The organism is Thermoactinomyces mirandus (assembly GCF_013868055.1).
Lineage (GTDB): Bacteria > Bacillota > Bacilli > Thermoactinomycetales > Thermoactinomycetaceae > Thermoactinomyces > Thermoactinomyces mirandus.
The window spans coordinates 19,640-40,285 of record NZ_JACEOL010000018.1; the positions used below are offsets into that span (position 1 = coordinate 19,640).

Sequence of the window (20,646 nt, forward strand, 5' to 3'; positions counted from 1 at the left end):
AACAGGAGGGATTCAATCATGAAAAAAATACTGGTAACCGGTGCTTTGGGACAAATTGGTTCGGAATTGGTCATGAAACTTCGTGAAATCTATGGAGACAGCAATGTGGTTGCCACTGACATCCGCAAACTGGAAAACAACCCGGTTGTTGACTCCGGTCCTTTTGAAATCCTGGACGTTACTGATCCGCTGTTAATGGCTGACATTGCAAAAACCTATGAAGTGGATACCATTATTCACCTGGCTGCTCTTCTTTCCGCCACTGCTGAAAACAAGCCGCTGATGGCGTGGGATTTGAACATGGGCGGTCTCATTAACGCCCTGGAAGTTGCCAGAGAACAAAAATGCCAGTTCTTTACGCCAAGTTCTATCGGAGCCTTTGGTCCAACTACTCCCAAAGACAATACTCCACAGGATACCATTCAACGCCCGACAACCATGTACGGGGTAAACAAGGTATCCGGCGAACTGCTGTGTGATTACTACTACCACAAATTTGGCGTGGACACCCGCGGCGTACGCTTCCCGGGACTGATCTCCTATGTCACACCTCCGGGCGGCGGAACCACAGATTACGCTGTCGAAATTTACTATGAAGCCATTAAAAAAGGTTCCTATACCTCCTATATCGCAGCAGGAACCTATATGGATATGATGTATATGCCTGATGCCCTGAATGCCATCATTACACTGATGGAAGCAAACGCCAGCCGGCTGAAACACCGCAATGCTTTCAATATTACGGCCATGAGTTTCGAGCCGGAAGAAATCGCCGCTTCCATTCGGAAACACATTCCGGATTTCAAACTTGATTATCAGGTTGACCCGGCAAGACAGGCCATTGCCGACAGCTGGCCAAACTCCATTGACCCCACTGCAGCCAAAGAAGAATGGGGATTCCACGCCGAGTATGATCTCGACAAAATGACGGAAGACATGCTCAAAAAACTGCAGGAAAAATTAACAACTTCCCGTGCATAAAAAAGACTGCAACAGCCGTTTCCCTTATTCCAGGGAAACGGCCTTCTTTTTCAATCCCTTTTTTCATTTTGAATGATGTTTGCAAATGCTTTTGATTCCGCAACCACCACTCCGGATAATCCGATCAGTCCAATCAGGTTGGGAACGGCCATCAGACCGTTAAAAATGTCGGCAATCGACCAGACTGCTGTCAAATCAAGTCCCGAACCTATAAATACAGACAGGGTAAACACGATCCGGTAACCGGGAATGGCCTGTGATCCGAACAGATACTCAAAACACTTCTCTCCGTAATAAGACCAGCCAAGTACTGTTGAATAGGCAAACAGAATCAGCCCAAAAGTGACAATCCATCCACCCGGGCCCGGCAACAGGCTGTTAAAGGTTTGTGTTGTCAAGGCGGCACCGGTCAAATCACCGTCCATATAAAATCCGCCCATGAGCAGGGTGATCCCCGTAATCGAGCAAACAATGATGGTGTCAAGAAATGTACCGGTCATCGAAACCAATGCCTGCCGTCCCGGATGATCGGTAATGGCTGCAGCGGCGGCAATCGGCGCGGAACCCATGCCTGCTTCATTGGAAAAGACTCCCCGGGCTACCCCGTAACGAATAACAGTACCGATTGCCCCACCGGCTATGGCCTGTCCGGTAAAAGCATCGGTAAAAATGAGGCCGATGGCTGAAGGGAGTTTTTCAATATTCAGCAAAATAATAATCAATCCACCCGCAACATACAGGATGGACATAAACGGAACCAGATAACCGGCTGCCCGTCCAATTGACTTGATTCCCCCAATGATTACGATCCCGGTAATCCCCGTCAGGACGATCCCCGTGATCCAGGGATTGATGGCAAAACTTGACTCAATCGATGCTGCCACCGAGTTGGATTGCACCATGCTGCCAATGCCAAATGCCGCAATTGAACCAAAAAGGGCAAATAACACGGCGAGCCATTTCCATCCCAGTCCCCGCTCAATATAATACATGGGGCCGCCTGCCATTTCCCCCCGCTTGCCTGCAACACGGTACTTTACGGCCAAAATGGCCTCTGCATATTTGGTGGCCATTCCGAAAATGGCCGTCACCCACATCCAGAAGATCGCTCCGGGCCCGCCTGCCACCACTGCCGTTGCGACACCGGCAATATTTCCGGTTCCAATGGTTGCAGCCAGTGCTGTCATGAGTGACTGGAAATGAGAGATATCCCCGGTTGATTGTTTGTCCTGCCTCCGGGAAAAAGCCGTTTTTAAAGCAAGCGGCAGTTGGGAAAATTGCAAAAAGGACAAACGGAAAGATAAATAGATTCCCGTACCGACCAGCAAAATCAACAAAGGCGGTCCCCAAACGAAGTTACTGACTTCATCCAATATTCCGGTAAATGACTCCATCAGTCCAGCTCCTTTTAGCATGTTTTATCATTATAAATCTCTTGTAAATTCATCCTTTTTTATTTCTTCTGAAAAGGATAGCATGGTTTTTATCGTTTTTCAATTTATTTTCGAGGACTGATGAAACCTTTTGTTTATTAAAAAAAAGCTGCCCGAAAGGCAGCCTTTTCCATAACTCAGAATGCAAGGAAATAGATTACGATCGCCAACACAATCCGATAAATCGCAAAAGGCACTAACTTCACCTTGTTAATTAACTTCAAAAAGTAGCGAATAGAAAACAATGCAAATAAAAAAGCACTGATAAAACCGGCAATAAAAAACGGAAGGGCGTCCAGCGTAAAATACTCCCAGTTTTTAATGAGCGACAGGCTGCTGGCCCCCGCCATGATGGGAACCGCCATGATAAAGGTGAAATCGGAAGCGGTGCGGTGATTCAGCCCGACCAGAACCCCGCCGGAAATGGTTGAGCCCGAACGGGAAAAACCGGGCCACAAGGCAATGCACTGAAACAGTCCAACGATCAATGCATGTTTATAGGTGATTTGGTCAAGTGTCTGCACTTTGGGGCGTGCCGGCCGAAACCAGTCGGCGGCAATCATCAGAAGAGCTCCCCCGACCAGACCGATCAGGACCGTTGGAGTGCCAAAAAGTTCCTTGTCAATATAATCTTCAAACAGGAAACCCAGTACAGCGGCAGGCAGCAACCCGACAATAACCTGGGTCAATTTCAGCCGCTGCCCCTGTGCCTGTTCTTCATTGATTTCCTTCTTCAGACCAAGCAAATTCAGGATCCGGTCTTTAAAGACAATGACCACTGCCAAAATGGAACCCAGTTGAATGCAAACCTTAAACGTATTGGCAACCGGTTCGGTAAAAATGTCTCTGGTATGAAAAAACATATCGTCTACCAGGATCATATGTCCCGTGGAAGAAACAGGAGCAAATTCTGTCAAACCTTCAACCATCCCCAATATGATCCCAACAAAAATTTCCCACAAGTTCAATACGCTCACCTTTTTCCTTCAAACTTTGCTGTGATTACCTGTTGGCCAATCATCTCCAGGAGATCCGTCACAACCTAAGATGAATAAGAAAATCAACTCCTATAATCTCATATTTTTTTTAATCATGACAATGAAAAGTGCAACAGATTTTTTAATTGTTCATTTGGAACGGTTTTTACAAAATGGGAGAAAGCAGGCGAGAGATGGATTCCTTAAACCGGATCCAGTAAGAACGCTGATTGTACATCTCGTTGGTCATTTCCTTCGAATCGCGCAAATCCTTTTCAAAAATTGTTTGCAACCGTCTTGCCAGCACCACGTCAAAGATGAACGCATTCACCTCAAAATTCAGTTTAAAACTGCGCACATCAAAATTGGCGGTTCCCACCGAGGCAATTTTGCCGTCGACAACCATCATTTTAGCATGAATGAAGCCATGTTCATAGATGAAACAACGTACTCCAACCTTCAGCAATTCGCCTATATAGGCGTAAGTCGCCCAATAAACAAACATGTGATCCGGTTTGTTGGGAATCATGATCCGGATTTCCACACCAGACAAGGCAGCGATTTTCAAAGCATGCATCAGGCTGTCATCCGGGACAAAATACGGGGTCTGGATATCAATCCGTTCCCTGGCCGAATAAATCATCTTGATCATCCCGTTTTTGATCTGTTCCCACTCGGAATCCGGACCACTGGACACGATTTGCAGGGCCGATTTGCCTTTGGGCACCTTGATGGGAAAATAGCGCCTTTCAAAATTGAGCGGTTTTAGCGAAGCATTGTTCCAGTCCAGAAAGAAACGGGTCTGCAAGGCGTCAACAGAACTTCCCTGCAACCGGAGATGAGTATCCCGCCAATAGCCCAATTTCGGGTTTAATCCCAAATATTCATCCCCGATATTAAATCCGCCAATGTAACCGATTTTCCCGTCAATCACCACCAGTTTCCGGTGATTCCGGTAATTCACCCGAAAATTCAAGTAAGGAATAAATTTTGAAGGAAAAAATACAGCCACTTCTCCTCCCGCCTCGATCAACGGCTTAAAAAAACGGGACGGCAGTCTGGAAGAGCCCATATCGTCATAAAGGACACGGACTTTGACACCTTCTTTGGCTTTCTGTGCCAAGGCATGCAAAATCCGGTTGCCGATCCGGTCATTTTTGATGATGAAATAAAGCAGATGAATATGGTCTTTGGCGTGATTGATATCCTCGATCAACGCTTCAAATTTGGCATGCCCGTCGGTAAAAATGTCCACTTCATTATCCTGAGTAAAAAGCCCATTTCCGCTTACCAGATTCATATAAATAATCGACTGGTACGGAATTATGGCCGGATCGCGGAAACGGAACCGATGCTCCTCCAACGCCCGGGTTTGCTGTGTTATTTTCACAGCATACTCATTGGTATGTTCAGCGCTAAACCTGAAGATTTTCCGTTTACTCAGGTTTTGGCCAAATATGATATAGAGTATAAAGCCAACCACCGGCAAGAATAGCAGGATCAAAATCCACGCCCACGTTGCGGCTACATTGCGCCGTTCCAAAAAGATAATCACGATCGCCAGCAGAATGTTCACCATGGTTAGCAACGATAATAGAAAAACATCCATATTTCCCGCCTCCCCCAATTTTCTTCTGACAATTGCAACTGAATCCAAACTCACGAGCTGGCTGATAGTTTTTCATAATCGGCAAAAACAAGCCATATATCTTATTGAAAGGAGGGAAAACACAATGTCTTTCCGCCCTCGTCTTGGCAAGCGGCTTTATATATGGTCAAAAAGGCGCTTTAAAAAACCGGGAAGAAGACCGGTTCACAGGCAACCGTCTTTTCGGTTTCCCCATCCGTTATTTCGGACATCATCGCTGGTTCTGGTCATCTTTCTCATCGCCACTCTGTTTCTGTGTTACCTGGGTTATTCGGTCATCACCCACCAGTTGCGTCCCGCCATCGTTGTCCTGGCTGAAGAAGAAGCAAGAAAAACCGCACAAAAAGCTTTTCTGAAGGGAATTGAAGAAATGCAAAAAAAAGTGAAACCTGTTGCCACCCTGCAAGTTGACAAGCAGGACCGCATTGTCGGTGTCAGTTTTAACAGCCAGTTGGAATCCAAGGCATATCAGGTGGTTACGGAGAGAATCCTGAAAGAACTGAACAAGGAAGAAAATCGGGAAATCCACATTACATTGGGGGAAATCATGCAAAGCAATATCTTTGCCGATGTCGGCCCCGAAATTCCCATCCAGATCTGGGTAGAAGGGACACCACATGTTACCTTTTCTTCCAGCATAGAAGGCAAGGGAATTAACACAACAATGATTACGGTAAACCTGGAAGCCGAAATCAAAATGCGCTCCCTGTTACCTTTGACTGATGAACATTATACCCTAAAATTCAATCAGCCGGTTGCCCGGCAAGTTATCGTTGGAGAAGTCCCCAACTTTTATCCGTTTTGGCTGGAATCCCGGAATCCCCCTGAATCTCCAGAATAAACAATCCAAAAAAATGTTTTTGCCTGTTATAATAGTGAGCAAGTACCTGTTTGAAATCCGCCGGCCTGTGCAGCATTTTCATAAAGAAGGAGGCTGACTATGCACTCTGACCACCATCACAGCCATATGCACAACCATCAACGAACCAGTAATCGCCAAAGCCTTGCCATCGCCCTGATTATTACAGCAGGAATCATGATACTGGAATTTGCAGGCGGGATCATGACACGAAGCCTGGCTCTTTTATCCGATGCTGGGCACATGCTGAGTGATGTCGCTTCTCTGGCTCTCAGCCTGATCGCCTTTTGGTTTGCCGCTCGCCCTCCGTCTTCCAGCAAAACTTACGGCTATTACCGTTTTGAGATTCTCGCCGCACTGTTTAACGGCATTACACTATTTGTCATCGCCGGCTTTATCGTGTGGGAAGCCGTGGAGCGTTTTCTGAATCCTGCAGTGGTAAAGGGAAACATGATGATGCTGATTGCAGTCACAGGACTGTTGGCCAATTTATCAAGCGCCTGGGTGCTTCTTCACAAGGGGGATACCAAAGACAACCTGAATCTGCGCAGTGCCTATCTCCACGTACTGGGAGATGCCCTGGGTTCCCTTGGCGCCATTGTTGCCGGACTGCTCATCTCCCTTTTTTCCTGGAACATTGTTGATCCTGTGGTCAGTATCGTTGTCGCACTCATTATTCTGAAAAATGCCTGGGGTGTAATCACCCATTCATTTCATATATTGATGGAAGGCACACCCGTTACGATCAACCATGAAGAAGTGGAGAAAAAACTGCAGGGGATCCCCGGTGTCATTAATGTGCATGATTTGCATATCTGGACCATTTCCTCCGGCCTTGATTCCTTGTCATGCCATTTACTGGTCCACAAAGATACGGATCACCAGCAAATTTTACATACTGCGATCCAGCTGATTGAAAAACATTTTGCCATTTCCCACACCACCATTCAAATCGAAACAACCGATTTTCAGCACCCGTCCAATCATGTATTGCATTAAGGCCTGCAACAGGACATATTATCTTCTTTTGTTCATATGAATAAACTAACACAAAGAAGATAGGAGATCATCTTCATGGCCGAATGGTTCGTTCAATCAGCAATCATTACCCTCATTGGATCAGGCGGATTTCTGCTGGGTGCATGGATTGCCGCCCGACTCAGGGAGATACCCGGCCTTTCTTTTGGCTGGGTTTATGCCATTTCATCGGGACTCCTGTTCGGGATGATCATTCTCGAACTGATTCCGGAAGCGTTTGCCCATTTTCCAGTCCATTTCATTTTTGTCGGTTTGATCCTGGGTCTTCTGTTTATCCGGTCAATGCATTGGTTCCTGTCCCGTTTAATCATCTTTGCCCCGCGCTATAACTGGCTTTCCGTCGAATCGGTTTCCCTGCTTTTTATCGGGATCAGTTTGCACAATCTTCCTATTGGCATCTCCCTGGGATTTCAGTTAAACGCTGACGGCTATTTTCCCATTCCCTGGATTACTGCGTTAATCTTCCATCATATCCCCGAAGGTTTGGCGCTCTTTTCCATTTTGATCACCCAGGGAATCCGCTTCGCCAAAACCGTTCTTCTCTCCCTGCTCCTTTCCCTGTCTCTGGGTTTGGGTACAATTCTGGGATTCATGGCCGATTTTTCAACTTCAGTCATGATCTCCCTGTCCATGGGCATGTCGATCGCGCTTCTCATTTACATCGCCTGGTTTGATATGGCCATGAAAGCCAGGCAGGTCCTGTCCGTCAGGCATTTGCTGATTGGTTTTTGTTCTGGCAGTATCGTCTGTTCCATCATCATGTCCCTGACACATGTTCAATAGGTATTACCTCTGTCATACCGGATTTTTTATAAAAACTCAAGGGAGAGACGCTGATGAGCCAAACTGCCGCGAAAAAAACACAACGCGCGAGTAAAACCGCTGAATTTGCCGCCCTGTTCCGGGCGCTGGAATACGCTTTTCCCAAAGAGCGGCGCTTGTTTGAAGATCCCTTTGCCATCCATTTTTTAAGTTATGACCTGCAACTCCTGGCCTGTCTGGCCCGCATCCCGATCCTGGGAAAACTGATACTCCAGCTGGTTGACCGGACCGAACCGGGAGCAAGGGCATCCGGTGTGGCCCGAACACGCCTGATTGACGATCATTTGACACACGCACTCTCCAAGGGAATTCAGCAAGTGGTAATTCTCGGCTCCGGATATGACTGCCGGGCTTTTCGCATTCCGGAGTGCCGGCAGATTCGTGTATTTGAAGTGGACCAGTCCGGCATATTGAACTTGAAACTGGCCAGGCTCAACAAACTTCTTCCCGGACTCCCCCGGAACGTGATCTTTGTCAGAACGGACTTAAATATTGATAAACTGGAGCAAACCCTGATTCGCTCCGGCTATGACAAAAACCTGCCCGCTTTTTTTATTTGGGAAGGCGTGACGCAATATCTGACGGAACAAGCGGTCCAACATACATTGCAATTTATCGGCGAAACGGCCCCTGGCAGTTTTCTTCTCTTCACTTATGTCCATAAACAGGCGATTGACTCCTGGCTGACAGGCCAAAAAAAGCGGCTCATCCGGCAATTTGTCAACCAAATCGGAGAACCGTGGATTTTTGGACTCTTTCCGGAAGAACTTTCGGCGATCCTCAGTTCCCATGGCCTGGAATTGATTGAGGATGTCGATTCCATGGCTTTTCGGAAACGATACATGAATCCGCACGGACCGCACATAAACAGGTATCGCTTTTATCGTGCGGCTCTGGCCTGTGTAAAAAGAAAATCAACCGAACCGCAGATTCGTTTCTTTCGTTCTTTTTTCAGGGAAACGGAATAAAACAAAAAACCAATGCCTACAATACATATTGACGGCACTGGTTTTTCCGGAAATTATTTACTCCCGATAGGCGGGAATTTCCAGCAATTCATTTACAGTAACAAATTGGTATCCCTTTTGCTTTAATGACTCTATAATCCCGGGAAGCGCCTGGACAGTGGTCGAACGGTTCCCTCCCCCGCTGTGTTTTAAAATAATGCTTCCGGGGGACAGATTTTGCAAAACCGTCTGCTCCACCTGTTGAGAGGTTCGGCCCGATTTCCAGTCCAGGGTATCAATACTCCACTGAACAATGGAAATACCCATCTGGTTGATCACTTTTTCTTTCCCTTTAATCGCCCCGTAAGGCGGACGGATCATGGCCATGTTTTTTCCTGTCACACTTTTTACCGCTTGATTTGTTTTGATGATTTCCTGGCGGACCTGTGCATCGCTCAATTTCGACAAATTCGGATGGCTCCAGGAATGCCCCGCTACAATGTGGCCTTCATTAACCATTCTTTTTATCACTTCGGGATAATAAGGCACCTGATTTCCTATCACAAAAAAAGTTGCAGGAACATGGTAACGTTTCAGGATATCGAGAATTTGACCCGTATATTTGGCGTCAGGGCCGTCATCAAAGGTCAGCGCAACTTTTTTCTCTGTATTTGCACCGCGAAAATAAATGGATGCCGGTTTTTTTTGGTAATAGAAATCCGGGATCTTGACCCGCTCCACAATCTGATCAGGCACATTGGCAGCCGTCACGCTCAGAACACTGTACTGCTCCCCTGCACCGGCGGCCATCAAATTCGGAACGATGGCAAAACTGCTTAACAGAGCAATTATTGCCAATAAATAGGTTAACGATCTCATGATGAACTTCCTAATCTATAAATCTTTTTTTATATAATTTAAATCTATTCGATTTAATAAGTAGAATTCAACCGACAATCGGGCAAAAATTTGATGATCATGTGAATTTTTAACAAAACCGGAAATTTATTGGTTTTTTGGCTGCACCAGTGAAAAATACTCTTCCATGGCCAGTCCCTTCTGCTTCAGAATGGTGGCCAGCTCTTTTCCTACATACCGGATGTGCCATGGCTCATAACTGTATCCGGTTACCTCCTCTTTTCCTTTCCCGTATCGAATGATAAAGCCAAATTCAGCAGCGTGGTTTTCCAGCCAGCGGCCGGCTTCGGTCTCACCGAATGATTCATTCAGCTGACAGTCCACGCTCGGGGTGGACACATCCATTGCCAGCCCGGTCTGGTGTTCACTCTGTCCGGGACGGGCATTGTATCTTGACGTACTCGCCTGGCCTTTTCTCTTCAGGGCAGACTGATATGTTTGCTGTTGCCGCTCATAGGACCTGTAACCTGAAACAGCAACCAGTTTAACCCCTTCTTTCCCGGCAGCCTGAAATAACTTTTCCAGAGCCTCTGCCGCCTCCTTGCGCATCAATTTCTTTTCCGACCAGCCCATAGAGGAGAAGCTGACATCCGGTTTCACCAGATCCGGAGGAACATAATCAGCTGGAAGTTCCCTGTCCTTGTTAACAATAATCGTCAGGGAAGAAGGGGTATCAATATCCCACTTTTCTTCTGGCAACAAAGGTTTTGGTTTTTCCTGGATAACTGCCGCCTGTTTCTTCTCAACATCTTTTGCCGCGACCGGCCGCTCTGCCTTGTAGCAGCCTCCCAGCAGAACCATCGACCCGATCACTGCCGGGATGGCAAGATATATAAAAGGTTTGTTTTTCATCTGTCAATCCTCCAATATGACAGGAACCATCTATATTTAATCATACATCAGACCACAAATGGTATAAATAATTCCGCCAATTATTCCCCAACAACACGGTTATACCCTGTCTACATGAAAATTCCAACCGTTTCCCTATACTTTTTACTGATTTGTAAATTTTTGTTGCTGTGCAACGAACCGTCAATCCGATTTCCCAAAACAAATATCTACGGAAGGCTTCAGATATATTGCCGATTCCTTCCTCCTGAAAAATATATTCTGCCCAAATCTCCAAAGTGCCGTTTGAATTTCCCCATAAAAAATGACGATCCCTGAAATCGGGGTCGTCTCATTAATCCGGGGAACTATTTCTATATCTATTTATTTTATTCGTCTTTAGCACATCCTTTTATGACCTCTTAAGCAAAAAATTGATCCTTTTTCTTTTCGATCGCAAGAAAAGAATTCTGTTTCCCCTTTCATCCTGAGGAACAGACAAAGGACGATGAAATGACGGAAAAGATCTGTCATGCCATTTTCGGAATCACTGCCGCCGAATCACCTGTTAAAAAGATGGCTTTTACTTTGTTTACCTGCCGCTTGATCTTGGCTGGCAGGCCAAACCAGTCATGATGAAGCTTCTCGCTCATATCCAGGAAATAATGTTCCCCGGTAATATGGTACAGCGCTTCAACTGTTCGATATGAACCAGATGATAATGCAAAGACTGATGATCCAGTTTCAATCCATACAAACTGGCATCATCTTTTTTCCGATACTTTTCGATATGGTCATAAACGGTGGTGAGCGATGCCTGAAGAAGTGCCTTGGCTTCTTCTTTCCCGGTCAGCTGATAATAATCATAAAGGCCGTAAATTGCAAAGATGAAACCGTTTAGCACCTTGGTTGGTTGTTCCATGGGATATTCTTCAATCCAGTAGTATCCGTCATCCACCATATTGACCCAGATGGGCTGATTGTCTGATTTCTTCTGCAAAAAGCTGTGAAACACCTTGTCCACCCAATGCAGGTATTTGGGATCATCTGTTTCCTGATACAACCGGACAAAGGCCGATAAAGCCTGTCCCCGCGCCATGCCTGAATACCAGCGGGGTTTCAGGTGTTCGGTCGGCAAATTGTGCAGATATACCTCAAAATCGTAGGGAAAGTAAATGGCTCCGTTTGGTTCCACTGCAATGTCCATCAGACGTTGCGCGTATTTTTCCGCTTCTTTCACATATTGGAAATCTTTGACCATATGGTAACTCTTCAAAAAACTGATGCTGTGATGGGCCAGGCGAACAGGATGATTGTACATCGGTTTTCCTTTTCCTTCCTGATACATGGGGATTCCCTGTGCGTCCAGGGCGGTTTTTCGGGGGATGAGAGGGACGGGTTTGTTCAGGCGGTAAAAGTCCTGATCCGGCTCGAGGAGCCGAATGGCAAAATCATAGATCCGAACATTTTCCAATTCCGGAACGGAAACGGAAACGGGTTCTTTGTCCGGTTTGCTCAGCGAATCTCCCTGTACTGAAAAAAACATAAAATAATTGCGACAAAAACAACACCCGGAATCGACAGCAAATATTTTCTACGCAACGGCATGCCCCCCTTTAGTTGTACTCAATGTTTTATTCGTAAAAAATAATCATTATCTACACATGTTAACAAAATTGGTATAATCAGGAAGTGAAGGAATGCTAAAAAGGAAAAAAATACTATAAATATTAAGTTCCCGGAAAAATGCTCCCTTCGGTTTAAAAACACGGCCAAATCCGAACACACCAAAAAGACCAGTTTGTCGCTGGTTACAGACTGCTTGATCAACGAGCATCAGTTATTTAAAATAAAATGTATACAGACTATTCGGTTTCATAAAAAATATGCGATAAATTGTTTTATGAACAGGAGAAAATAGAGAAAATTACTATCTTGGGAAAGTTGGGTTTGGAAAATTGGGGTTTTATCACTTTTCAGGAAAGAGGTGAACTCGTTACGGAGAATCGTCGCAACAACTGAATTGATCGGATATTCAATCAATAAATCAGCAACAGCAAGGAGCATTGTACGGATATTATTTGCCTTCCGTAACGGATAACATGGCAAATTTTTTTCGGCTGTTCTTCATCCTGTTTCTTTTAATGATTGCCGGACCGGTTTTTTTGGCCAATGGCAATGTTTACGCGACTGGTGGCGGCAGTTTCGAGGTCCCTGAAGTGAGTGACGATTTCAGTAAGGTGCCACAGGGGCCGGGCCCCGGGGAAACGAAAGGTTTGAAGCAGAGTCCGCAACAGGAGAGCGGGTTTTGGGATCAGGTCCTGCAATTCGTATCTGATATCTGGAAAAAAGCGACAGAAATTGTTATTGAAAGCATGCCATATATTGCGGGAGGAGCAGGGTTAATCGCTATTGCAGCCCTGGCGGGAAAAGGAATTCCGACTTTATTGAATTTGGTCCGTTCCAAATATAAGATAAATAATCTGAGCCTGATTAACTCTTCACCGGCTCTTGCGGAAAAAATAGCAGCAGATCCGCAATTATTAAAGGCTTACCAGGAAGCGGAAAAGGAAATCAGGGCTTATGAAAAAAAATATGCCGGATTTATTGATCCTGTCTTTGCCCAGGAAATCATGTACAAAAAACTGAAAGAAACAGGCAAGCTGAATGAATCCGAAATGAAAACGATTCTGGATGCGATTTATGCCGAAAAGCAGACCGTGTTCGTATCCAGATTGAAGGAACTTGAACAGGAAATAAAAAAATATAAAGGCGATGATCTCTCCCGGGAAGAAATCGACGAGTATATTTGCGATTTTATGCGCTATCCCAATTACACAGGTTCGAAATGGGCTCTTCTGGCTGGAACCGTTGATGAAGACTTTATTGAAGAATTTAAAAGGAACAATCCCTCTCTTTACAATTACTTTTGCTACGCGAAAAATGTTGACCCAAAGGACCCTGCGAAAAAAGCAACTCTTACTGACCTTACCGGAAAACCCATTTATGAGATGAATCCGGTCACGCAAAATGTTGTTAAAAAGAGGGAAAACAATGAACTTATACCATTGGAGCGGAGTGTCAACAGCTACGATCTGCAGCATATGTTTGCAACTTACAGCGGGGGAAGGTATGGAGATGGAGGGTTGGTTGACTTTTTCGCAGAAGGGGAAATTCGTGAACTGGTCGGATGGGCTGCGGATCTTCAGTCAATAAGCAAAATATATGAAGGTTACGAAATTGAATCCAAACATTTAGTCAATTTTAATGAATTTGGCCAATTCAATCAACATACGGTGTATGATGCATCCTTCAGCCAACAGGATTATGAAGCAGATCTGGATGCCCACAATCTCAATCATTATGGCAAGAAACACATTATTGACGATTACCATAACTATTTTGTAGAAAACAAAGATTACCAGAAAAGGACCACATTGTTCGTCGAAAGCTACGCCGATCCAAATGCAGCGGACAAAATAAAAAGCGGACTGGAAAAGTTGGATAAGAAAAGCGATTATTACATGAACATCCATACACACATCATGCCAGGAAAAACCATGTCAAACCGACTTACCAACAATCCTTCCATTGGGCAGGGTTTTCCCCAGATCACATATCAACTTCTCAACGATGATATTTCCTATGAAAGTGCCAAAACAATCAAGGATGAGTTTATGAAAAAACTGGAGAGAGAGTTGAAATATGAGAAAAATCATTAACATCGTGCTCATTTTGATTCTGGTTCTGCTGGCCGTCGTCTTTTTATCTTCCTGTTCATTGAATATTGAAGACGCCAGGGTGACCAGTGGAGAAAACACCATTGAAGTGAAAAATATCGATTTGAGAGATGTTATTTTTACAGCAGACATTTATATCAACAAAAAATTTATTCAACATTATCAGATGAAAAGTGGTCAGTCGGAGAAAGGTTTATTACGAGAAAAAAATGTGGAAAGTACCATTCAGGAATATGGTGCTGAAGAAGGATTTGATTTTTACGGGAACATCAAATTGTTTGTCTATACCTTGTCTTACGAATTGGACACACTTCAACCCAATGAGGGTAAAATTGCTGTATTGGGGCCATGCTTTATTGAAATCGACGGGAAAATGCAGCTTTTGAATGTCGATCTCCCCAAAGACCAATATGTATCCGTTATTAATCGCTTTAACATCTCAGAAGAAGATAAAAATACGTTGGTCCAGTTTTATGATGAATTCACTAACTGGCGTTATGTATACAGAATGAAGAGTATGCCATATCAAGCAAGATAATCTGGCATTTATTGAAAAACTTCAATGCAACCGGACCCGGAGAGCAGAATAAAAATCAAAAAAATGTTTCTTTTTTATTTTTGCATTCGGCTATTAAAATGGGGATGAACAAGATATACTTACAAAGTAATCAATCTTGCAAGATTAGGAGGAGCTGAACGCAGAAATGGAAAACTGGATCATTGAATTCATGGAACAATTCGGGTACTTGGGCGTCTTCCTGATGATTGCCTTGGAAAATGTTTTTCCACCCATCCCTTCGGAAGTTGTGCTGACGTTTGGCGGATTCATGACAACCAAATCCGATTTGACGGTAATGGGGGTTGTCTTGGCAGCAACGTTTGGAGCCATCGCCGGGGCAATTATTTTATATCTGATCGGTTTGTTGTTAAATGTGGACCAGCTGGAGAAAATCATTGAACGCTGGGGACACATCCTGAAACTGAAAAAAGAGGATATTGAAAAAGCCGATCACTGGTTTGACCGCTATGGCATCTGGACAGTCTTCTTTTGCCGCATGATCCCGATTGTGCGCAGTTTAATTTCCATTCCGGCGGGAATGTCCCGGATGAACATGTTCCTGTTCCTGATTTTCACATCGCTCGGAACGTTAATCTGGAATATCATTCTGGTTAATTTGGGGGCCGCTTTTGGTGAGGCCTGGACCAAAGTACTGGAATATATGGATGTGTATTCCTCCATTTTTTACGTCATCTTTGCCATTTTATTTATTCTTGTTATTTTCTGGTATGTGCGAAAACGCCGGGCCTATTGAAAATAAAGAATGCAGGGAGTATTCCCTGCATTCACATACAACTTGAGGCGGTTTTGAAGACGTGTTTTTTACAAATAACGTTTGGTTGTCTCAATGCTTTGGTGTCCGGCCAGACAGGTTACCGTTTCCAGATCCACCTTTGCCTCGATCAGCCGCCGGCAGAAGGTATGTCTCAACGTATGCGCCGAATATTGTTTCATTCCTGTATCATTCATATATTTTTTAACCAGGTAATGAACGCCTTGCCTCGTCATTCTTTTTCCCCATTGCGAACAGATCGCGGGACCTTTTTTCCGGTCTGTTTGCCGATACCAGTCCTGTAACGCCCGGTAAAGCCGCCCGGTTACGGGAACCCGCCTTTCAAACAGTTCATTTTTTATAAGGATTTCATGTTTTTCCCACAAAATCTGGTCCCAATCAATCTGCACAAGTTCAGACACCGTACAGCCCGCATCCAGCATCAGCAAAACCATGCACCGGTTGCGCGCCTGTTTCCAATCGTTTTTCTCCATTTCAATCTGTGTGAGCAAACGCACTTCTTCCTGCCTGCTGAGCCACGAATGGGACAGCGGCGGGGAAACTGTTTGCCGCAGCTGGATATCTTCAAGCGGGTTTTGCCTGACCAGGTTTTTCTCCACAAGAAAGTTCCAGAAAGATTTTAATGAGGCCATCCGCTTGTGAACGGTAGCGATCGAAAGTTTTTTCCCCGTTAACAATTCATTTTGCCAGGCAAGAATGTGTTTTCCCAAAACTTGTGCCGGTGAGTTCAATGGATGGTAGTTTTTGCCAAGCCATACAGCAAACAGCATCACGGCTGTCACATATTCATCGATGGTCCGCTCTCTTTTGCCGGATACAATCAGCCATTTTACAAATTCATCGATAAAATCGGAAAATGTACCCACATCCATGCAAAGTCCCCCCTGCTATATCCATTATTATAGAAAATTGCCAGCTTTCTGCACAGGTGGCATTAAAGAGACAAAATCCGGACGCTTGTACATATACATAGTAAAAACGGTTAAGGCTGGTTATTTTATGAGCAATCTTGTGCGGATCCTTTGCTATCCCTTGGGCCTGATGATCAAATCATTCGGGATTACCCTGATGATCCGCTCCCGTATGGGAACGGATGCCTGGAACAGCTTGTATGTCGGGATGTATCAGCAATTTGGGCTCACAGTCGGGACATGGGTTATTGTTTTTGGCGTGCTGATCGTTCTGTTAAACGCCCGGATGAAACGAAAAAAACCTGATCTTTTTTCCTTGATGACCGTATTGGTTCTCGGTCTGTGCATCGATTTCTGGCTGAGTATTCTCCGGCTTGCCCCGCTAGAGCGGACGGAACAGGTTCTGTTATTTTGGGCTGGTCTCTTGTGCACCTGTCTGGGGATCTCCGTCTATGTCCAAGGACGGTTTGGACTTACGCCGTGCGATGAGCTGATGTACAATCTGTGCCATCGTTTTGGACTCAGCCTGTCGGCATCCAAAACCGTGACTGACGGATGCGCCTTGCTCTTTGCCCTGCTTCTTCACGGCCCGATTGCGCTGGGGACGCTCATTTACACTTTTCTAAGCGGGCCCTTGATCCAGTTTTTTATTCCAAAAATTCGCCGGCTGTTTGGAAAATCAAGGTAACCCTGGCTTGCAGGTCCGGCAAAAGACAGGCAGGCAAGAGCAAAACAGTCAAGCCATGTTTTGCCACTTCCCTGCCCAAAGAAACTCTCAATCTTCATGGAATATTCTTTTCATATATAAACCGTGCCGTCCCATCGCAAAGATTCCAGGCGCTGCCAATCGATCTCCGTCCCCAGCCCGATTCCGGAAGGAACCGTCACTTCGCCGTTTTGAACCGGAAGGTGGAACAGGGAGGTAAACGGATTCTCCATCACATCCCATTCCAGCGGTTCGATGCCGTCTCCATCCATTTTGCTCCAGGGAGGCAAACAGGATTGCGCCAGAATCGCATACAAACGGGACAGGATTCCATCATAGGCATGGGGGGATACGCGGATGGCATGATAACGGGCCATTGCTCCAATTCCCCTGAAATGGTCGATTCCTTTCACATGCATGACATCCGGCTGGATCAGATCCAGTGCCCGGGCCTTGAGCCAGGTGGAAAACACTTCGGGCGAAGGCAGATTTTCTCCACCCGCTATCGGGATCAGGCACTGCCGGCGCAACCAGACATAATCTTCAGGATGATAAAGAGGCATGGGTTCTTCAAACCACAGCCAATTCTCCGCCCCGGCAAACACCCGGTTCCATGCCAGCGCCGTTTTCGCATCATAACTCTGGTTGGCATCAACCGCGATTTGCACCTGTCCGTCCAGTTGATTTTGCAACAGGGCGATATGCTGCCGGTCTTCAGCAAAGGTTTTGCCGCCAATCTTCACTTTCACCTGCCGAAACCCCTGCCTGACTGCCTGTTCCACCCGTTTTAACGAAACCTGCATCCAGTCGGCGCGCGGGGTATAGGACTGGAATGAGGCATACACGGGAATCCGCTGGCGTCTGGCCCCGCCCCAGAGATCCGTAATCGACAGCCCGGCCCTTTTGGCCATGATTTCCGTCAACGCCATACTGAGCCCTGCTGCAATCCGGCCATGCCACTTCCCCACTTTTTCCACCAGTTTCAGGCGCTGGTTGACAGGCTTGCCCAACAGATAAGGAATGATCCGGTTCTGAAACCCGTTTTCCAATGCGGGCAACCAATCGACACATTCGCCCCAGCCGTCAATCCCCGTATCGGTGATGATGCGAAACAGGTAGCAGGAGCGGTAATATTTGTAGCCGTTGGCATCTCCGTAAGGTTCCGGCAAGGGATAATAAAGCGGATACGTATCAATCTGCTTGATCTTCATCAGAAATTCCCTCTTTTCTCCGCTTGCCCTCATCTCTTCTTCCTTTTCTCCCCTCTGCTTCCTTTTTAATGTAACACCGGCTGACGGGAATCATGTATAAAACGGTTTTTCAGTTTCCGGACGGATCAGACAAGAGGGCAGTCAAAGGACCGTAAGAAGTGATATAAATCTGTTCCCGCGCCCGGGTCATCGCCACATACAGAAGCGAGCGCTGTTCATTCAGATACGCTTCCAGTTCATCCGGTTCATTTTTCTTCATGTTCAGGACCCCGGTGTTGGGCAGATTGTCTTCGTTGGCTTCGGCGATAAAGACAATCCGGAACTCCAGCCCTTTGCTGTTATGCATCGTTCCGCACTGAATTCTGGGACGGTCGGGATTCATATTGGCGGAAAGCTTTTCCGCAGGAAGTTCATGTTTGTACAGATGCTTCATCACGATCTCCAGTCCGTCGTTCGTGGGTACCAAAATGGCAATCTCATTCCGTTTGACGCCGCTTTCAAGCAGTTCCCTGATCCTGGACACAATAAACTCCTTTTCCGCCGTGGAATTCCTGAACGATCGAATAACGGGAACAGTACCGGAAAACAGGGAAATATCATTGCCATGATCCACACCGCCGTCCAGGTCGTCAAACTCCATTTTCCGGATCACCTCAACCGCTTTCTGCCGGATCTGCTCGGTTGTCCGGTAGTTGACATTCAGCCGCAAGGACCGGCGCCCACGCACATGGATGCCGCATCTTCCCAGAACCACTTGGCGGGAGTAGATGCGCTGGTGCGCGTCCCCGACGATAAACAGATCGTTTTCCGCTTCGGGGATCAGGGCGCGGAGCAGCCTGAACCCTTCCTGATGCATATCCTGCGCTTCATCGATAATTGCCGCCCGATATTGAAACAGGGACTGGGAAGGATTGGCTTCCAGCCATTTTCGCGCTTCACGCAACACATCCGTATGCTCAAACCATCCGTGCTCCTTCTTCTTCTCCACCACATAGGAGACGGTATTCCAGATCCGCTTCCGCATCGAACGGGAAACCGAAGTTCTGCGGCCGATCCGCGGAACGGACATATATTCCTGCCAGGTTTCAATCCCGTTGTATTGGATCACCCGATCATATTCAGCACGCAAAAAAGTATATTTGTCCGCATCCCAGTCATATTTTTGCATCGCTTCTTTCCAGAGGGCATTCAGTTTATATCCAGAAACAATCGTCACTTTGCACGCATTTCCCTTTTCCGCGATCCGTTTGGCCAACGCGTCGATATGAATCACGTCGACCCGTTCCATCTCATGGGGACTCAGCATCGTGGAAAGAATCTGCTTCAGATTTTGGGCCAGGGTGCGGGTAAAAGTGGTAAATAATACGCGTTCCCCGTTCTGCAGGAAATGTTGCAGCAAATAGCGGGCCCGATGCATGGCGATCACCGTTTTTCCCGTTCCCGCACCGCCAAGCACGCGAACCGGGCCGCGGTAATTTTTTTCCACAACGCTTTTTTGCCGGGGATGAAGGAAAATGCGCCACCGTTCCAGAGGTTGCTCCAGGACTTCCTGCAATTGCCTGTTCAACTTCCGGTCTTTGGCTGCGACCATAATGGTGCGGCTTGAAACAGGGCTGGTAATAGCGTCGCTGACAGTAAAATCCTTTTTGTCCGCGGCATCGCTTTCCCGTTCCAGTTCGCGCATCACCTGCAACACTTCTTCCGGGGAGTCACCCTGCGCAATAAAGCTTAAATACTCACAGGTGTCATTGGGAAAGACCGGTTTGTAAATTTCAAAGTCATCCAGTGTTTTGATTTTCCTTACAATCGGGATAAATTCCCGGATCACGCCCAGTTGATAAAGCTGTTCGTCCGTCACATGGGCAAACAGGTTCTGACCGGCAGGCGCCGGCTCACCAGTGACCACGCCGTCGGCGTTCACATTCTCCATATCCCACATTTGCAGGGTACGCGTTTCCTTGTTGGGAACAAAGCGCTTTCCTTTGATCCAGCGATAAGCCTTGTCATGATGATCAATCCATACCAGCAAAAACACATTTTCATCTTCCGGCCGGACCAGAATCACGCGATAGGAATGGCTGAGGCGGACGGAATAAACGTTGGGGTCGAGCGCTTCTCTCATCCGCTCCAGATTCAGGCCTTTATTGTTCATGTCAAGTCTTAACGCGTCAATCAGTTTGTAGATCCGCTTTTGCTCCGTCTTGGGGATTTTGGAATATGCCTCAAGGAAAGTATCCTGCAACGCAACCACACTCATGATGTCAACACCTCT

19 protein-coding genes are annotated in these 20,646 nt (G+C 46.2%); 9 read left to right on the plus strand and 10 right to left on the minus strand.

Annotation, left to right across the window (positions count from 1 at the left end; genetic code table 11):
- The first annotated feature begins 18 nt into the window (after positions 1-18).
- Complete coding sequence (locus H2C83_RS05610) at positions 19-981, plus strand: L-threonine 3-dehydrogenase (RefSeq protein ID WP_181738623.1); 963 nt, start codon at positions 19-21, stop codon at positions 979-981.
- Between the two features lie 50 nt (positions 982-1,031).
- On the opposite strand, the gene H2C83_RS05615 is transcribed toward H2C83_RS05610, so the two are convergent.
- From H2C83_RS05615 to cls, 3 genes are all read right to left on the minus strand, one after another.
- Positions 1,032-2,375, minus strand: coding sequence for an alanine/glycine:cation symporter family protein (locus tag H2C83_RS05615; RefSeq protein WP_181738625.1), 1,344 nt, complete (start codon positions 2,373-2,375; stop codon positions 1,032-1,034).
- Between the two features lie 176 nt (positions 2,376-2,551).
- The gene (locus tag H2C83_RS05620; protein ID WP_281364103.1) at positions 2,552-3,382 is read right to left on the minus strand and encodes an undecaprenyl-diphosphate phosphatase; all 831 of its coding nucleotides are present in this window, start codon (positions 3,380-3,382) and stop codon (positions 2,552-2,554) included.
- Between the two features lie 175 nt (positions 3,383-3,557).
- The gene (gene cls / locus H2C83_RS05625; RefSeq protein ID WP_181738627.1) at positions 3,558-5,000 is read right to left on the minus strand and encodes a cardiolipin synthase; all 1,443 of its coding nucleotides are present in this window, start codon (positions 4,998-5,000) and stop codon (positions 3,558-3,560) included.
- 124 nt (positions 5,001-5,124) lie between these two features.
- On the opposite strand from cls, the gene yunB reads away from it, so the two are divergent.
- The 4 genes from yunB to H2C83_RS05645 all read left to right on the plus strand — a co-directional run bounded on the left by yunB (position 5,125) and on the right by H2C83_RS05645 (position 8,726).
- Complete coding sequence (yunB, locus tag H2C83_RS05630; RefSeq protein ID WP_181738629.1) at positions 5,125-5,880, plus strand: sporulation protein YunB; 756 nt, start codon at positions 5,125-5,127, stop codon at positions 5,878-5,880.
- A 99-nt stretch (positions 5,881-5,979) separates the two neighbouring features.
- Positions 5,980-6,897 carry a cation diffusion facilitator family transporter gene (locus tag H2C83_RS05635; RefSeq protein WP_181738631.1) on the plus strand — a complete coding sequence of 306 codons (918 nt, stop codon included), beginning with the start codon at positions 5,980-5,982 and terminating at the stop codon, positions 6,895-6,897.
- Between the two features lie 75 nt (positions 6,898-6,972).
- Positions 6,973-7,719: a ZIP family metal transporter gene (locus H2C83_RS05640; protein WP_181738634.1), complete on the plus strand. Its 747-nt coding sequence runs from the start codon at positions 6,973-6,975 to the stop codon at positions 7,717-7,719.
- Positions 7,720-7,772: 53 nt separating this feature from the next.
- Positions 7,773-8,726 (plus strand): class I SAM-dependent methyltransferase, encoded by a 954-nt coding sequence (locus tag H2C83_RS05645; RefSeq protein WP_181738636.1) that lies wholly within the window; start codon positions 7,773-7,775, stop codon positions 8,724-8,726.
- Between the two features lie 57 nt (positions 8,727-8,783).
- Here H2C83_RS05645 and H2C83_RS05650 read toward each other — a convergent pair whose 3' ends face one another.
- The 4 genes from H2C83_RS05650 to H2C83_RS05660 all read right to left on the minus strand — a co-directional run bounded on the left by H2C83_RS05650 (position 8,784) and on the right by H2C83_RS05660 (position 12,000).
- The gene (locus H2C83_RS05650; RefSeq protein WP_220184028.1) at positions 8,784-9,584 is read right to left on the minus strand and encodes a polysaccharide deacetylase family protein; all 801 of its coding nucleotides are present in this window, start codon (positions 9,582-9,584) and stop codon (positions 8,784-8,786) included.
- A 126-nt stretch (positions 9,585-9,710) separates the two neighbouring features.
- Complete coding sequence (locus H2C83_RS05655) at positions 9,711-10,475, minus strand: M15 family metallopeptidase (protein WP_181738638.1); 765 nt, start codon at positions 10,473-10,475, stop codon at positions 9,711-9,713.
- A 509-nt stretch (positions 10,476-10,984) separates the two neighbouring features.
- Positions 10,985-11,107, minus strand: coding sequence for a hypothetical protein (locus H2C83_RS18090; protein ID WP_281364100.1), 123 nt, complete (start codon positions 11,105-11,107; stop codon positions 10,985-10,987).
- A complete protein-coding gene (locus H2C83_RS05660; RefSeq protein ID WP_181738640.1) occupies positions 11,104-12,000 on the minus strand; it encodes a D-glucuronyl C5-epimerase family protein in 897 nt (298 codons plus the stop codon). The genes H2C83_RS18090 and H2C83_RS05660 overlap by 4 nt, the downstream gene beginning before the upstream one ends.
- Before the next feature lie 556 nt (positions 12,001-12,556).
- On the opposite strand from H2C83_RS05660, the gene H2C83_RS05665 reads away from it, so the two are divergent.
- The 3 genes from H2C83_RS05665 to H2C83_RS05675 all read left to right on the plus strand — a co-directional run bounded on the left by H2C83_RS05665 (position 12,557) and on the right by H2C83_RS05675 (position 15,507).
- Positions 12,557-14,176 carry an ATP synthase subunit B family protein gene (locus tag H2C83_RS05665; RefSeq protein ID WP_181738642.1) on the plus strand — a complete coding sequence of 540 codons (1,620 nt, stop codon included), beginning with the start codon at positions 12,557-12,559 and terminating at the stop codon, positions 14,174-14,176.
- The gene (locus H2C83_RS05670; RefSeq protein ID WP_181738644.1) at positions 14,160-14,732 is read left to right on the plus strand and encodes a hypothetical protein; all 573 of its coding nucleotides are present in this window, start codon (positions 14,160-14,162) and stop codon (positions 14,730-14,732) included. Before H2C83_RS05665 ends, H2C83_RS05670 begins: the two co-directional genes overlap by 17 nt.
- A gap of 166 nt (positions 14,733-14,898) precedes the next feature.
- The gene (locus H2C83_RS05675) at positions 14,899-15,507 is read left to right on the plus strand and encodes a DedA family protein (RefSeq protein ID WP_181738646.1); all 609 of its coding nucleotides are present in this window, start codon (positions 14,899-14,901) and stop codon (positions 15,505-15,507) included.
- A 68-nt stretch (positions 15,508-15,575) separates the two neighbouring features.
- Here the strand turns inward: H2C83_RS05675 and H2C83_RS05680 are convergent, their stop codons facing one another.
- A complete protein-coding gene (locus H2C83_RS05680) occupies positions 15,576-16,418 on the minus strand; it encodes a tyrosine-type recombinase/integrase (protein ID WP_181738648.1) in 843 nt (280 codons plus the stop codon).
- Between the two features lie 127 nt (positions 16,419-16,545).
- Here H2C83_RS05680 and H2C83_RS05685 point away from each other — a divergent pair, with 127 nt between their 5' ends.
- Positions 16,546-17,145 (plus strand): YczE/YyaS/YitT family protein, encoded by a 600-nt coding sequence (locus H2C83_RS05685; protein WP_181738650.1) that lies wholly within the window; start codon positions 16,546-16,548, stop codon positions 17,143-17,145.
- 110 nt (positions 17,146-17,255) lie between these two features.
- Here the strand turns inward: H2C83_RS05685 and H2C83_RS05690 are convergent, their stop codons facing one another.
- Positions 17,256-18,374, minus strand: a complete 1,119-nt coding sequence (locus H2C83_RS05690; protein ID WP_181738832.1) for a mandelate racemase/muconate lactonizing enzyme family protein — start codon at positions 18,372-18,374, stop codon at positions 17,256-17,258.
- Between the two features lie 109 nt (positions 18,375-18,483).
- A complete protein-coding gene (locus H2C83_RS05695) occupies positions 18,484-20,631 on the minus strand; it encodes a 3'-5' exonuclease (RefSeq protein WP_181738652.1) in 2,148 nt (715 codons plus the stop codon).
- Positions 20,632-20,646: the final 15 nt, after the last annotated feature.